At 74.1% G+C, this 15,769-nt stretch carries 7 protein-coding genes; all 7 read right to left on the bottom strand.

Going from position 1 to position 15,769, the window contains the following annotated elements; translation table 11 throughout:
* Nucleotides 1–25: 25 nt before the first annotated feature.
* Nucleotides 26–4,006: an amino acid adenylation domain-containing protein gene (locus ACIGXE_RS11935; RefSeq protein WP_399746067.1), complete on the bottom strand. Its 3,981-nt coding sequence runs from the start codon at nucleotides 4,004–4,006 to the stop codon at nucleotides 26–28.
* Nucleotides 4,003–10,362, bottom strand: a complete 6,360-nt coding sequence (locus ACIGXE_RS11930) for an amino acid adenylation domain-containing protein (protein WP_399746065.1) — start codon at nucleotides 10,360–10,362, stop codon at nucleotides 4,003–4,005. Before ACIGXE_RS11930 ends, ACIGXE_RS11935 begins: the two co-directional genes overlap by 4 nt.
* Nucleotides 10,363–10,400: 38 nt before the next feature.
* Complete coding sequence (locus ACIGXE_RS11925) at nucleotides 10,401–10,604, bottom strand: MbtH family protein (RefSeq protein WP_399746063.1); 204 nt, start codon at nucleotides 10,602–10,604, stop codon at nucleotides 10,401–10,403.
* 93 nt (nucleotides 10,605–10,697) lie between these two features.
* Nucleotides 10,698–12,227, bottom strand: a complete 1,530-nt coding sequence (locus tag ACIGXE_RS11920) for an amidase family protein (RefSeq protein WP_399746061.1) — start codon at nucleotides 12,225–12,227, stop codon at nucleotides 10,698–10,700.
* On the bottom strand, nucleotides 12,220–13,473 hold the full coding sequence (locus tag ACIGXE_RS11915) for an MFS transporter (protein ID WP_399746059.1): 1,254 nt from the start codon (nucleotides 13,471–13,473) through the stop codon (nucleotides 12,220–12,222). Before ACIGXE_RS11915 ends, ACIGXE_RS11920 begins: the two co-directional genes overlap by 8 nt.
* A complete protein-coding gene (locus ACIGXE_RS11910; protein WP_399746057.1) occupies nucleotides 13,466–14,755 on the bottom strand; it encodes a glutamate synthase-related protein in 1,290 nt (429 codons plus the stop codon). The genes ACIGXE_RS11915 and ACIGXE_RS11910 overlap by 8 nt, the downstream gene beginning before the upstream one ends.
* Nucleotides 14,752–15,768: an asparagine synthetase A gene (locus tag ACIGXE_RS11905; protein ID WP_399746055.1), complete on the bottom strand. Its 1,017-nt coding sequence runs from the start codon at nucleotides 15,766–15,768 to the stop codon at nucleotides 14,752–14,754. The genes ACIGXE_RS11910 and ACIGXE_RS11905 overlap by 4 nt, the downstream gene beginning before the upstream one ends.
* Between the last annotated feature and the right edge of the window lies 1 nt (nucleotide 15,769).

Here is a 15,769-nt window from a genome sequence, read left to right as displayed (position 1 = left end):
TGGGAGAGAGGGCGGGGTACGGCGGTCAGGCGGCCGGGAGCGCCGCGGCGACCGGGGTTCGCCCGGCGAGCCGGGCGCGCAGCCGGGGCGCGATGACCGACAGCGGGCCGGGGCGGACCATGCCGCCGTGGTCGCAGTCGACGGTGTGCAGGTCGAGCCGGCCGGTGAGATGGGGCAGCCAGGACTCCGGCCGTGGCGAGAGTTCGTGCTTGTCGGCGGTGGCGTGGAAGTAGAGGACGTCGCCGTCGAAGACGCCGGGGGTGAAGCCGGGCAGCAGGCTGAGGTTGGCCGCGAAGGCACCCGGGAGGGCCGCGGCGATGTCCGCGGGCAGTCCGCCGAGCGGCCCGTGGACGTCCCGTACGGCCTCCTCGTACTCGGCGTACGAGGGTCCGCCGGCGCCCCACGGTGCCGTGTCGTGGCCGAGGTTGAGCAGCAGCGCGGCCAGGGTCTCGGGGGCGTCGGCCCGCCAGGCGCGGTCCCAGGTGGGGTCCGGCGGGTAGCCGTCCAGCATGGCGAGCAGGGCCACCTCCTCGCCCCGGGCCTGGAGCTGGACCGCCATCTCGTGGGCGACGCCCGCGCCGAAGGACCAGCCGAGCAGGTGGTACGGCCCTTCGGGCTGTACGGCGCGGATCTCGGCGAGGTAGTCGGCGGCCATGGCGCGCACGGAGTCGGGCGCGGTGTCCGGTGCGGTCAGCGCCCGGGCCTGGAGGCCGTGGACGGGCTGGTCGGGGCCGAGCGCGGTGAGCAGTCCGGAGTAGACGGAGCCGACACCGGCGGAGGGGTGGACGCAGAACAGCGGCGGCAGGCTGCCGGTGGAGCGCAGCGGCAGCAGCACGCCCTGCGCCTCGGCGGTGTCCGGGCTGTCGAGGCGGCCGGCGAGGCCGGCCACGGTCGGGGTCTCGAAGAGGGTCCTGAGGCCGAAGCGCACCCCGAACGCGGCCCGGATCCGGCTGATCAGGCGGGTGGCGAGGAGCGAGTGGCCGCCCAGGTCGAAGAAGCCGTCGTCGATGCCGACCCGTTCGACCCGCAGCACGTCGGCGAAGATCCCGCACAGGAGGTGCTCGCGCTCGGTGCGCGGCGGGCGGAAGGGGGGCCGGGCGTCCTGGCCGAGGGGGCCGGTCTCGGGGGCCGGCAGCCGCCGCAGGTCGATCTTGCCGTTGGGGGTGAGCGGGAAGGCGTCCAGGACGACCACGTGGGCGGGGACCATGTACTCGGGGAGCGAGCCGGCGGCGAAGGCGCGCAGCGCGGCCGGGTCCGGGCGGGTCTCCCCGGCCGGGATCGCGTGGGCGATCAGGGCCTCCGCGCCGCCGGTGCCCCGGCCCACCCGGACGACGGCCGCCCCGACGTCGGGGTGGCGGGCGAGGACGGACTCGATCTCGCCGGTCTCGATGCGCAGGCCGCGCAGCTTGACCTGCTCGTCGGTGCGGCCGGCGAAGACGAGGCGCCCGTCGGGCAGCCGGCGCACGGCGTCGCCGGTGCGGTACATGCGGGCGCCGGGCGGTCCGTAGGGGTCGGCGACGAAGCGGCCCGCGGTCAGGTCCGGCCGGCGCAGGTAGCCGCGGGCCACGCCGGCGCCGGCGAGGTAGAGCTCGCCCCGGACGCCGTCGGGGACGGGCCGCAGCCAGTCGTCGAGCACGTAGCAGCGGGTGTTGGCGATCGGGCCTCCGATGTCCGGCAGTCCCTGGGCGCCGGGGGCGCCCTGCGGGGCCACGGCGCCGGCCGTGGCGGCGACGGTGCACTCGGTGGGGCCGTACATGTTGGTGAAGACGAAGCTCGCGTCGGGGCGGGGCCGGTTGCGCAGCACGTCGCCGCCGCAGTAGACGAAGCGCAGGGCGGGGGCCCGGTCGGTGAGGTCGTCGAGGACGAGGTCGACGCGCGGGGTGGGCAGCAGGCAGAAGGTGATGCCCGCGTCGGCGACCCAGTCGACCAGGGCGTCGGCGTCGTCCAGGACCTCCTGTTCGGCTATGCGGAGGGCGGCACCGGCGAACAGGGCGGGCCAGATCTCGATCACGGAGGCGTCGAAGCCCTGGGTGGCCACCTGGCTGACCTGGTCGCCGGGGACGATCGCGTACTCCTCCGTCAGCCAGGCGCACAGGTCGGCGAGGTTGCGGTGCTCGACGACGACGCCCTTGGGGCGGCCGGTGGAGCCGGAGGTGTAGATGACGTACGCGGCGTCGCCGTCCGTGAGCTCGGCCGCGGGTGCGGCGACCGGCCGGGCGGCCAGGGCCGCGGCCTCGGCGTCGAGGTCGACGACGACCGCTCCGGTGTCCGGGACGAGGGCCCGCACGCCGCCGCCGGTGACGATGGCGGTGGCCCGCGAGTCCTCGATGAGGAAGGCGAGCCGCTCGGCGGGATAGCTCGCGTCCAGCGGGACGTAGGCGGCGCCCGCCCGGTGGATGCCGAGCAGCGCGACGATCATGTCGAGGCCGCGGCCGAGGCACACTCCCACCAGGTCGCCCGGGCGCACGCCGGCGTCCACCAGGTGGTGGGCGAGCTGGTTGGCGCGCCCGTCGAACTCCGCGTACGTGAGGTGCTCGGTGCCGTACGTCAGGGCCGTGGCCTTTGGGGTGCGCCGGGCGTGCGCCGCGATCGCGTCGGGGACGCGGGTGCCGGGCGGCACGTCGAGCGCGGGCCCGGTCCACCGCTCGGGCAGGGCGGCGAGTTCGTCCTCGGCCAGCAGGCCGAGCCGGCCGACCGGGACGTCGGGGTCGGCGAGGGCCGCGTCCAGGAGCCGTACGAGCCGCTCGATGATCGTGTCGACCGTGCCCATGTCGAAGAGGTCGGCCGCGAAGTCCACGTTGAGGCTGAGGCCGGCCGGGGCGCCGTCGGCGTCGTAGGTGTCCCCGATGGCGATGGTCAGGTCGAAGGACTTCGCCGTCCTGGTGCCGGCGCCCATCGGCGCGACCGCCAGGCCCGGCAGGCTCAGGGCCTCCCCGGACTTCTCCTGCTGGACGAGGAGCATGATCTGGAACAGCGGGTGGCGGGTCAGGGAGCGCGGCGGGTTCAGTTCCTCCACGAGGCGTTCGAAGGGCACGTCGGCGTGGGCGAACGCGTCCAGGTCCGCCTCCCTCACCTGGCGGAGCAGCGCACGGAACGTGGGGTCTCCGGAGAGGTCCGTCCGTAGCGCGAGCGTGTTGACGAAGAAGCCGACGAGGTCGTCGAGCGCGTCGTCGGTGCGGCCCGCGGTCGCGGTGCCGATCACCACGTCCGGGCCCGCGCCGAGCCGGTGCATCAGCGCGGCCAGCGCGGCGTGCACCACCATGAACACGGTGGCCTGCTCCTCGCGGGCGAGCGCGAGCAGCCGGTGGTGCAGTCCGGGGCCGGTCGTCAGGGCGGTGGCGCCGCCGCGGTGCGAGGGCTGGGCCGGCCGCGGCCGGTCGGAGGGCAGCGCCGACTCCTCGGGCAGCCCGGCCAGGGTGTCGGTCCAGTGCCGGAGCTGCCGGGCGAGCAGGCTGTCCGGGTCGTCGGGGTCCCCGAGCAGGTCCTGCTGCCAGAGCGTGTAGTCGGAGTACTGGACGGGCAGCGGCTCCCAGTCGGGCGCGCGGCCGGCGAGGCGGGCCTCGTAGGCGGCGGCCAGGTCGCGCACCAGGGGGCCGAGGGACCAGCCGTCGGTGGCGATGTGGTGCATCACGAGGAGCAGCGTGTGGTCGTCCGGTGCGGTCACGAACAGGTGGGCGCGCACCGGGAGTTCGCGGGTGAGGTCGAAGCCGACCGGGCCGTGGGCGAGTGCCTCGGCCAGGTCCTCCTCGGCGCAGTCCGAGACGTGCCAGGGAACCTCGCGCTCCCCGGGGTCGAGGACGCGCTGGTACGGCTCGTCGGCCACGGTGAGGCACAGGGTGCGCAGGGCCTCGTGCCGGCCGACGACGTCGGCGAGCGCGGTGCGCAGGGCGTCCTGGTCGAGGGTGCCGCGCAGCCGGAGCGCGAACGGCAGGTTGTACGCGGCGGTCGAACCGTGCGCCTGCTCGAAGAACCACAGCCGGCGCTGGGCGAAGGACAGGGGTATCACGAGGAGCCTTCCCTCCTGCGGGCCCGGAGCATGGGGCGGGCCTTCGGGGCGGTGGTCAGCTGGTCGGCGAGGCCGGCGACGGTCGGCGACTCGAAGACGGCCTTGATGGTGAGTTCGGCGCTGAGGACCGAACGGACCCGGCTGATCAGGCGGGTGACGAGGAGCGAGTGGCCGCCCAGGTCGAAGAAGTTGTCGTCGATGGTGACGCCGTCACGGCCGAGGATCTCGGCGAACAGTCCGCACAGCTTCTCCTCGCGCTCGTTGCGCGGGGCCCGGCCGCCCTCCCGGGACTCGTACACCGGGGCGGGCAGGGCGCGCCGGTCGAGCTTGCCGGTCGGGGTGAGCGGGAAGGCGTCGACGGTCACGTAACCGGCCGGGACCATGTACTCCGGCAGCCGGTCGGCGAGGTGGGCGCGCAGCTCTCCGGGGTCCGGGGCCACGGCCGGGTCGGCGGGGACGACGTAGGCCACCAGGCGCTTGTCGCCGGGGGTGTCCTCGCGGACGACGACGGCCGCCTGGCCGACCGCCGGGTGGGTGGCGAGGACATTCTGGATCTCGCCGGGCTCGACGCGGAAGCCACGGATCTTGACCTGGTCGTCCGCACGGCCGTGGAACTCCAGGATGCCGTCGGCACGCCAGCGCACCAGGTCGCCGGTGCGGTACATGCGCTCACCGGGAGGCCCGAACGGGCAGGCCACGAACCGCCCCGCGGTCAGCGCCGGCTGGCCCGCGTAGCCGTGGGCCAGGCCGACCCCACCCATGTACAGCTCGCCGATCACGCCGGGGGCGGCGAGGTTGAGCTGCTCGTCGAGGACGTAGAGGCGCTTGTTGGAGAGGGCCCGGCCGACCGGGATGGAGGCGGAGCCGGCGTCGGCCTCGGTGATGTGGTGGGCGACGGTGAAGATCATCGACTCGGCCGGCGAGTAGCCGTTGACCAGCCGCACCTGCGGGAACTCCCGCACCAGGCGCATCACATGCGGGATGGACGCGGCCTCGCCGCCGGTCATGACGTGGCGCAGTCCGGCGAAGACGCCCGGGTACTCGTCGAGGAGGAAGTTGAGCAGGCTCGCGGAGACGTGCAGGGACGTGACGGAGTGCTCGTGGATCAGCCGCGAGATCAGGGCCGGCTCGGGCCGCTGGCCGGGCTGGAGGACGCAGGTCGCGCCGGTGAGCAGCGCGCCGAACAGCTCCAGGGCGAAGGCGTCCCAGGAGACGGGCGCGCACTGCAGCCAGACGTCGTCCGCGCCGAACGGGAGGGACCGCTGGTTGGTGAGGGTGCCGACGATCGCGCGGTGCGGGGAGACGACGCCCTTCGGCGTGCCCGTCGAGCCGGAGGTGAACATGACGCAGGCGCCGTCCGCGGGGGTGGCGATCCGCTCCAGCGGCGAGGCGTCCAGGGTGCCGATCGCCGCCGCGTCCCGGTCGATGACGACCTCGGAGAAGCCGTCGAGCCGTCCGGACAGGGCGCTCTCCGTGATGACGAGCCGGCCGCCGGTCTGCGCGAGGACGCCGGACACCCGCTCCACCGGGAACTCCGGGTCCAGCATCGTGTAGGTGCCGCCGGCCTTCAGCAGACCGAGGACGGCCACGACCAGGTCCACCGACCGCGGCAGGTACACGCCGGCCACGTCGCCGCGCCGCACGCCGGACGCGGTCAGATGGCGGGCCATCCGGTTGGAGCGCGCCTCCAGCTCGCCGTAGGTCACCCGCTGGTCCTCGAAGACCAGGGCGGTCGCGTCCGGGGTGGCCGCCGCCCGCCGGGAGAACATCTCGTGCACGCAGGACTCGGCCGGGAACTCGGCGTCGTCGCCCGCCCAGTCGTCGAGGAGCGCGGTGCGCTCCGCTCCCGACAGCACGTCCCAGCGGCCCACCGGCAGGTCCGGGTCGTCCAGCTGGGCCTCCATGAGGCGTTCGAGCCGGGCCACCAGGGCCTCGATGGACGCGCCGTCGAACAGGTCGGTGGCGTACTCGACGACGGTGAGGATGCCGGCCGGCTCCCGGTTCGCGTCGAAGGTCTCGGTGAAGCCGAAGGTGAGGTCGAACTTCGCGGAGCCGGTGAGGACCGGGTCGACCTGCACCTCGACGCCCGGCAGGGAGAGCTTGGCCTCGGCGTTGTTCTGCACCACGAGCATGATCTGGAAGAGGGGGTGCCGGGCCAGCGAACGCGGCGGGTTCAGCTCCTCCACCAGCCGCTCGAACGGCACGTCGGCATGCGCGTACGCCTCCAGGTCCGTCGACCGCACCCGCGCCACCAGCTCCCGGAAGGTCGGATCACCCGACACGTCCGAACGCAGCACCAGCGTGTTCACGAAGAACCCGACCAGATCGTCCAGCGCCTCGTCCGTACGCCCCGCCACCGGCGTACCCAACGGCACGTCCGTACCCGCGCCCAGGCGGGCGAGCAGACCCGACACGGCCGCCTGGATCACCATGAAGACGGTCGCCTGGGACTCCCGGGCGAAGGCGAGGATGCGCCGGTGCAGGTCCTTGCCGAGCATCACCTCCGTGATCTCCCCCTTGTGGGAGGGGTCGGAGGGGCGGGGCCGGTCGACCGGCAGGGGGGTCTCCTCGGGGAGCCCGTCGAGGGCCTCGCGCCAGTAGTCGAGCTGGCGGGCTATCAGGCTGTCCGGGTCGGCGGGGTCGCCGAGCAGTTCCTGCTGCCAGAGCGTGTAGTCGACGTACTGCACGGGCAGCGGCTCCCAGACCGGGGTGTCACCGGCGCTGCGGGCCGCGTAGGCGTAGGTCAGGTCGCGCAGGACGGGGCCCATGGACCAGCCGTCGCTGGCGATGTGGTGCATGACGAGCAGCAGCACGTGCTCGGTGGGGCTGACGACGAAGATGTCGGCGCGCACCGGCAGGGTGGTGCCGAGGTCGAAGGTGTAGCGGGAGGCCGTGTCGAGCGCGACGACGAGCCCGTCGGCCTCGACCCGGGTCACCTCGACGCTCACCCGTGCGTCGGCCGAGGGCAGCACCCGCTGGTGCGGCTCGCCCTCCAGCTCGACGAAGACCGTGCGCAGGGCCTCGTGCCGGGCCACGACGTCGACGATCGAGGTGCGCAGCGCCTCGACGTCCAGCGGGCCGCGCAGGCGGATCGCGAAGGCGACGTTGTACGTGCTGTTCGGTCCCTCCATCTTGTTGAGGAACCACAGCCTGCGCTGGGCGTAGGAGAGAGGGATGTCCTCGGGTCGGTCCATGACGCTGGAGCCCTTTCTCGCCTGGCGGGCATCGACGGTGCGCGCCGCGAAGTCGGAAACTGTGGGTGCCTCGAAGAGATCCGGTACGGCGAGTTCGACGCCGAGCGTGGAGCGGAGGCGGGTGATGAGTTTGGCGGCGAGGAGCGAATGGCCGCCCAGATCGAAGAAGTTGTCGTCGATCGTGACGCTGTCGCGGCCGAGCAGCTCCGCGAAGAGCGCGCACAGCGCCTCCTCGCGCTCGTCGCGCGGGGCGCGGCCGCCGGCCCGGGACGCGTACGCCGGGGCGGGCAGGGCGCGCCGGTCGAGCTTGCCGGTCGGGGTGAGCGGGAAGGCGTCGAGGACGACGTGGGCGGCCGGCACCATGTACTCCGGCAGCCGGTCCGCCACATGGGCGCGCAGCTCGGCCGCGTCGGGCCGCGTCCGCGGGTCGGCGGGGACGACGTAGCCGACGAGGCGCTTGTCGCCGGGGGTGTCCTCGCGGACGACGACGGCCGCCTGGCCGACCGTCGGGTGGGTGGCGAGGACATTCTGGATCTCGCCGGGCTCGACGCGGAAGCCACGGATCTTGACCTGGTCGTCCGCACGGCCGTGGAACTCCAGGATGCCGTCGGCACGCCAGCGCACCAGGTCGCCGGTGCGGTACATGCGCTCACCGGGAGGCCCGAACGGGCAGGCCACGAACCGCCCCGCGGTCAGCGCGGGCTGGCCCGCGTAGCCGTGGGCGAGGCCGACACCGGCCATGTACAGCTCGCCGATCACGCCGGGCGCGACCGGGTTCAGCTGCTCGTCGAGCACGTACAGGCGTTTGTTGTTGAGCGCCCGGCCGACCGGGATGGAGGTGGAGCCGGCGTCGGCCTCGGTGATGCGGTGGGCGACGGTGAAGATCATCGACTCGGCCGGCGAGTAGCCGTTGACCAGCCGCACCTGCGGGAACTCCCGTACCAGACGGGTCACATGGGCGACCGAGGCCGCCTCGCCGCCCGTCATCACCTGACGGAGACCGGCGAAGACACCGGGGTACTCGTCGAGGAGGAAGTTGAGCAGGCTCGCCGACACGTGCATCGTCGTCACCCCGTGCTCCGCCACCAGCCGGGAGATGACGGCCGGTTCGGGCCGCTGGCCCGGCTGGAGGACACAGGTCGCGCCGGACAGCAGCGCGCCGAACAGCTCCAGGGCGAAGGCGTCCCAGGAGACGGGCGCGCACTGCAGCCACACCTGGCCGGGGTCGAAGTCCACGTACCGCTGGCCGGCCAGGGTGCCGACGATCGCGCGGTGCGGGGAGACGACGCCCTTCGGCGTGCCCGTGGAGCCCGAGGTGAACATCACGCAGGCCGCGTCCGCCGGGCCGGCGACCGGCTCCGGCGCCGAGCCGTCCAGGGCGGCGATGGCGTCCGCCTCCCGGTCGAGGACCAGCTCGTCGAGTCCGGCGAGGCGTCCCGACAGGGCGCTCTCGGTGATCACGAGTCGGCCGCCGGTCTGCCCGAGCACCGCGGAGACGCGCTCCACCGGGAACTCGGGGTCGAGGACCGTGTACGCGCCGCCGGCCTTGAGGACGCCCAGGACGGCCACGGCCAGCTCCACCGAGCGGGGCAGGTACACGCCCACCACGTCGCCGCGCGCGACACCCGAGGCGACGAGACGGCGCGCGAGCCGGTTCGAGCGCGCCTCCAGCTCCCCGTACGGGACCCGGTCCTCGCCGAAGACGAGCGCCACCGCGTCCGGCGTGGCCGCCGCCTGCCGGGCGAACACCTCGTGGACGCAGGACTCGGCGGGGAACCGCTCCTCGCCGCCCGCCCACTCGGCGAGCAGCGTGTTCCGCTCCCCCGCCGACAGCACGTCCCAGCGTCCGACCGGCAGGTCCGGTGCGGCGAGGGCCTGGGTGAGGACGCGGGTGAGGCGCTCCATGAGGCGCTCCACCGTGGGCCGGTCGAAGAGGTCCGTGGCGTACTTGAGCAGCACGCTGATGCCGGCCGGCTCGCCGTCCGGTCCGAAGGTCTCGGCGAGCTCGACGGTCAGGTCGAACTTCGCCACGTCCAGCTCGACGACCTCGGTGGCGGCCGAGGTGAGGCCGGGGAGCTGGAGGGCGGGCGGCTCGTGGCTCTGGAGCAGCAGCATGATCTGGAAGAGGGGGTGCCGGGCCAGCGAGCGCGGCGGGTTCAGCTCCTCCACCAGCCGCTCGAACGGCACGTCGGCATGCGCGTACGCCTCCAGGTCCGTCGACCGCACCCGCGCCACCAGCTCCCGGAAGGTCGGATCACCCGACACGTCCGAACGCAGCACCAGCGTGTTCACGAAGAACCCGACCAGATCGTCCAGCGCCTCGTCCGTACGCCCCGCCACCGGCGTACCCAACGGCACGTCCGTACCCGCCCCGAGCCGCGTGAGCAGACCCGACAGGGCGGCCTGGACGACCATGAAGACGGTCGCCCGGCTCTCCCGTCCGAAGGCCACGATCCGGCGGTGCAGATCCGCGTCGAGCGAGGCGCGCAGCACTCCGCCGCGGTACGAGGCGGAGCCGGGCCGGGGGCGGTCGAAGACCAGGGGCAGCTCGTCGGGGAGGCCGCCGAGGGCCGTCCGCCAGTAGTCGAGCTGGCGGCGGACGGTGCTCCCGGGGTCGTCGGCGGCGCCGAGCAGGTCCTCCTGCCAGAGCGTGTAGTCGGAGTACTGCACCGGCAGCGGCTCCCAGATCGGCGCGCGGTCGGCGAGCCGGCTCTCGTAGGCCGCGGCCACGTCACGCAGCAGGGGGCGCAGCGACCAGCCGTCGGTGGCGATGTGGTGCATGGCGAGCAGGAGCAGGTGGTCGTCCTCGGCGACGCGGAACAGGTGCACGCGCAAGGGGAGTTCGCGCCCGAGGTCGAACCCCCGGGCCGCGGCCCGGCGCACGGCGTCCGGCAGGGCGTCCTCGGTCACGGACGTGACCGTCCAGGGCACGGTGCTCTCGGCGGCGTCCAGGGTCTGCTGGCGGGGCTCGCCGTCGACCTCGGGGAAAACCGTGCGCAGCACCTCGTGCCGGGCCACGACGTCATGGACCGCCGCACGCAGCGCCCGGGTGTCGAGGGTGCCGCGCAGCCGGACCGTCAGGGGAACGTTGTAGGTCGGGCCGGGGCCCTCGACCTGCTGGAGGAACCACAGCCGTGCCTGTGCGTAGGAAAGCGGAGTCATCGGTCTTCCCATCGGTCTTTCAGGGACGGTGGCGGTGGTCAGGCCGCGCCGGTCAGCGAGCTCGGGCGGATGTCGGTCCAGTTCTCCTCGATGTACGCGAGGCTCTCGGCGCGGCCGGCCGGGCCGTGCACCCGGCGCCAGCCCTCGGGGACGTCGGTGCGGGCGGGCCAGATCGAGTGCTGGTTCTCGTGGTTGACCACGACGAGGAACTCGATGTCGTCACGGTCGAAGGGGTTGGTCATGTCGGACTCCTCCTCGGATTCCGGATGTCGGACGGGGGTGTGGTGTCGCGGGTACGGGTCGGGGCCGGCGCGGCCGCGACCGCGGCGTACGGGTCAGACGAGCAGTGCGTGCGGCTGCCGGGCCAGCGCGTGCTCGGCCTCCAGGGCGAGCCGGAGCAGCGAGCCCTCCTCGGCCGGGCCGAAGAGCGAGATGCCGACGGGCAGTCCGCCGTGGGCGGCCGGCACGGTGACGTTGGGCCGCCGGGCGAGCGCCGGCAGGGTGGAGCTGCCCGGGGAGTACGGGTCGCCCAGCTGGTGGTCGACGAGCCAGGCGGGCTCGTTGGTGGGGGCGACGACGGCCTCGACGCCGTACCGGCGCAGGGTGCCGTCGAGCAGGTCCACGGCGCGCTCCACGGCCCTGGCCCGGCCGCCCTCCGCCTTGGCGCGGTCGGCGTCGGCGAGGCCGAGGACCGTCTCGAACAGGTCCTGGCCGAAGAGCGAGAGCTCCACCGGGTCAACCCGGTTGGCCTCGACGATCTCGGCCAGGGTGCGCGGTACGCCGTCCCGGCCGGCCAGGTACTTCTCCAGGCTGGGCGTGAACTCGGCGTACATGGCACGCAGTCCGTCGACCAGGATCTCCCGGTCGATGTCGATCTCGACGTCGACCACGGTGAACCCGGCGGCCCGCAGCGATCCGGCGGCGGCGTCCAGGACGGCGCCGACCTGGGCCGGCATCCGGGGCACCCGCCAGAGGCCGAGCCGCCGCCCCGCGCCGCCGAGCGGGCCGTGGGCCGCGAGGGCCGGGTCCGAGCCGGGGGCCGGGGGCGCGCCCGACGCCAGGGGCACACCGGAGGTCGGGGCGCCCGACGCCGGGGCGCCGGAGGCCGGGGCGCCCGGCGCCGGGGCGCCGGAGGTGAGGACGTCGAGGGCGAGGGCGGCGTCGGCGACCCGCCCGGCGAGCAGGCCCACCGAGTCCTCGGTGTCCGAGACCGGGACGACCCCGTCGAGCGGCAGGGTGCCGGGGGCCGGCTTGAGGCCGACGACCCCGCAGACCCCGGCCGGACTGACGATCGAGCCGTCCGTCTCGGCGCCGAGCGCGAGCGGCGCCATGCCGGTGGCGACGGCGACCGCGGAGCCGGAGGAGGAGCCGGAGGCGGTGCGCTGCGGGGAGTACGGGTTGACCGTCTGCCCGCCGACCGCCGACCAGCCCTCGCAGCCCTGGGTCGTACGGAAGCTGGACCACTCGGTGAGGTTGGTCTTGCCGAGGACCACCGCGCCGGCCCGGCGCAGCCGTGTCACGACCGCCGCGTCCTGGCGGGGCGGGGCGGTGGCGAGCAGCCGGGAGCCGGCCGTGCTGGCGAGCCCGGCGGTGTCGATGCTGTCCTTGATCAGGACCGGGATGCCGTCGAGCGGGCCGAGCGGGGCGCCGGCCGCGTAGCGCCGGTCCGCCTCGGCGGCCTGCTCCAGCGCGGTGGCGTCGACCGCGAGGACCGCGCTCAGGACGGGGTTGACCGCGGCGATGCGGTCCAGGCACAGACGGGTGAGGGCGGTGCTGGTGAGGGTGCCGCCGCGGAGCCGTCGGTGCAGGTCGGTGAGGGCGGGGAAGCCGCTGACGCGGGATTCGCCGCGTGGGTTGTCAGCCAAGGCGGGCGCTCCTCAGGGTCGGAGTCAGCGCGATGATCGCCGTGGACGCGAGACAGAGGGCGGCGAAGACACGCAGGGTGGGGGCGAAGCCGAGCCAGTCGAGCGACATGCCGTAGACGGCGTTCGCCAGCGGGGCCGCACCGAAGATGACGAGGGACAGCACGGCCATGACCCGGCCGCGTACCTCCGCTCCGGTCCACTGCTGCGTCAGGGAGACGAGGATGACTCCGGAGAGCCCGGTGACCAGGCCGAGGAGCAGGTACAGGACGAGCCCCGCCCACAGGTGGGTGACGCTGCCCAGGGCGGCCAGGCAGGCGGCCGCGAGGGCGGTCTCCGCGAGCAGCGCCATCCCCACCCGCTTCGCCTTCGGCAGCAGCATGGTGACGAACGAGCTGCCGACGGCGCCGACGGTGTAGGCCGTGAGCAGGTAGCCGGCTCCGGCCGCCCCCGTGCCGGCCCGGTCGGACAGCACGACCAGGCCGAGGTTGACGGGCGGGGCGCAGCTGAGCTCGCTCAGCGCGAGCACGACCAGGATGAGCCCGAGGTGCCGCTCGCCCCGCAGGTAGCGCAGCCCGAAGGTGAGTTCGCGCAGGAACGGCTTGCGCTCCGGTGGCGGCGGCACGTCGTGGACCAGTTTCACCTTGGCGCTCGCCAGGGCGGACACGGCGTAGCCGACGGCGTTGGTGAGGGCGATCAGCGGCAGCCCGCCGAGCGCGATCAGGGAGGCGCCGATCGGTCCGCCGGCCGCCTGCCCGCCGCGCAGCCCGAGGACGAACAGGGCGTTGCCGCGGAGCAGATGGGCCTCGTCGAGGAGCAGTGGCTTGATGGCTCCGGACGCGGGGATGAAGAAGGCGCTGAGCAGCGCCACCAGGGCGGCGGTGACGAAGAGCAGCGGTACGGAGGGGCGGGTGAGGAGGAGCAGCCCGGCCGCGCCGATCATCACCGCGCAGCGGGCCAGGTCGGTGAGGACCATGAGGCGGCGGGGCCCGGTGCGGTCGGCGAGCACGCCGCCGCCGAGCAGGGCGATCATCCGGGGCAGCGCGGCCAGGGCGAGCAGGCTGCCGGCCGCGGCGGCGCTGACCTCGCGGGACAGCGTCCAGGTGAGGGCCACGTACCAGGCGGCGTCACCGAGCGCGGAGAGCCCCATCGCACCGGTGAAGGTCAGGTAGTTGAACCCCAGGTAGTGGCCGGCGGAGCGGCGCGCGGGGGCCGGGGCCGTCTGGGTGCCGGTGTCGGTGTCACTCATGGGCGACCGCCCTCCGGGGCTCCTCGGCGACCGCCGGGAGGAGCGGCTGGGGTGCCCACAGGTCCTCGGGGCCGAGGTCCCGGGGCGTGTACTTGCCCAGGGCGCTGATCAGCATCCTCAGTTCCAGGGCGAGGCAGTCGACCAGGTGGACCAGGCCGTTCTCGGCGTCCTCGTCGACGGCGACCAGCGCGCCGCGGCCGAGGCCGACGGCGGTCGCGCCGAGGGCCAGGCACTTGGCGGCCCGGCCGCCCTCCCAGATCCGGCCGGAGGCCAGCAGGCTGCCGGCGGGTCCGCCGATCCGGCTCAGGCACTCGCCGAGCGGCAGCCCGACCTGGGCGAGGAAGGCGCGCGGCGCCCAGCCGGAGCCGCCCTCGGCACCGTCGACGGTGACCGCGTCGGCGCCCGCGGCCCAGGCGACGGCCGCGGCGTGGCCGATGTCCCGGCCGGGGTGGAGCTTCACCCACACCTTCGCGCGCGGGTAGTTGTTGCGCATGAGGTGGATCTGCTGCCGCAGGATCTCCTCGGTGAAGGTGCCGGGGCTGCTGCAGCGCAGTACGCGCTCGGCCTCGGTGCCGTAGACCGGCTCGATGGCGTACTGCTCGTCGACCCGCCGGGCCTCGGCCCGGTCGAGCACGGTGAGCCCGCCCAGGCCCGGCTTGGCGCCCTGTCCGGTCTTCAGCTCGAAGGCCAGGCGTCCGCTGTCGAGCAGGGCCTGGGCGCCCGGGTCGCTGTAGACGAGGTTCCACACCTCGGCGTCGGCGTCCTCGGTGCTCTGCTGGACGACGAGACCGCCGAGACCGTCGGGGAGTTCCGCGGTGTAGGCGTGGATCCGGTCGAGGACGGTGCGTCCACTGTCCTCCCCGGCCCGGCCGTAGCCGGCGATCGGCATGATGTTCTCGCCGACGACCATGGGGATGCCGAGCCGGCCGGCCTGCCGGCTGAGGGCCAGGACGTGGTCGGTGCCGGCCGCCTTGGTGGAGCCGAAGGCGGACAGGTACACGGGCAGCGGGGAGGTGAACCCGCCGATCCGCGTGCCGAGTTCGACGTCCGAGTGGAGCGGCTCGCGACCCAGGTCGATGAGCTTCTCCAAGCGCAGCGGCATGAAGACCGGCGGGGCGATCCGGAGCGCGTCGAGGGCGTCCTGGCCGGTGGCGTCCGCGGCGTCCTGGCCGAAGGCGGTGGCGCCGTAGGCGTCCAGGTCGGGGAAGGCGGCGGCGGTGCCCAGGCGGGCCCGCTCGCGTATCCGTTCCTCGGGGAAGGCGGGGGTGCGGAATCCGGTCACGGCGACACCCGGCCCGGGAGCTTGGGGAAGGCGTTGGCCTGCCAGGCGGCGTCGAGGCCGGTGACGTAGCGGGTGAGCCGCTCGACACCGATGCCGAAGCCGGCCGAGCCGGGGATGCCCTCGCGGACCATGGCCAGGTACCAGCCGTACTTCGCGGGGTTCTCGCCGGTCTCGCGCATCCGGGTGACGATCCGGCCGTAGTCGAACTCGCGCTCGCTGCCGCTGCACAGCTCGCCGTAGCCCTCGGGGGCGATCAGGTCGAAGTTCCGCAGCACGCCCGGCCGTTCGGCGCTCTCCCGGTCGTAGAACCCGCGGGAGCCCTTGGGGTAGTCGGTGAGGAAGAAGGGCCGGTCGGCGGCCTCGGAGACGATGACCTCGCCCTGCCAGTCGATCTCGGCGTCCGGGTTCTGCGGGTGGCCGCCGGCGCGCAGCTCGGCCACCGCGTCGGCGTGGGTGCGGCGCCCGAAGGCCTCCTTGAGCAGCGTCTCGAAGACACCGGTGTCCCGCCCGAGCAGCTCGAAGTCCTCGGCGCACTCGGCGACCGCGCGGCCGATCATGTGCCGCACGAGCTCCTCGACGACCTGCGTGATCTGGTCGCGGGAGGCGCCCGCCATCTCCACGTCGATCTGGTGGAACTCGGCCAGGTGACGGCTGGTGTTCGCGGTCTCCAGCGGCTCCAGGCGCACGTTCGGGGCGATGCAGAAGATCTTGTCGAAGGCGAGCAGCGAGGCCTGCTTGTACAGGATCGCGCTGGTCATGAGCTTGTACTTGTGGCCGTAGAAGTCCAGGTCGACCTGCTTCGAGCCGCGGATGCCGGGGTCGGTCACCGGGCCGATGATCGGCGGCATCATCTCCGCGAAGCCGGCACCGGTGAGGTACTCGCGGGCACCGGCGAGCAGCCGCTGCTGGATCCGCAGCGCGGCCCGGGTGACCGGCGAGCTGAGGTGCTCCCGGGGGTCGGCGGGCGGCAGCAGCTCGCCCCGGTCGGCCGTCTCGGGTGAGGTCAGGGTCATG

This window comes from Streptomyces sp. NPDC053431 (genome assembly GCF_044544925.1).
GTDB lineage: Bacteria > Actinomycetota > Actinomycetes > Streptomycetales > Streptomycetaceae > Streptomyces.
Note: the sequence above shows the minus strand (reverse complement) of the source record. Positions and strands in the feature narration are given on the sequence as shown.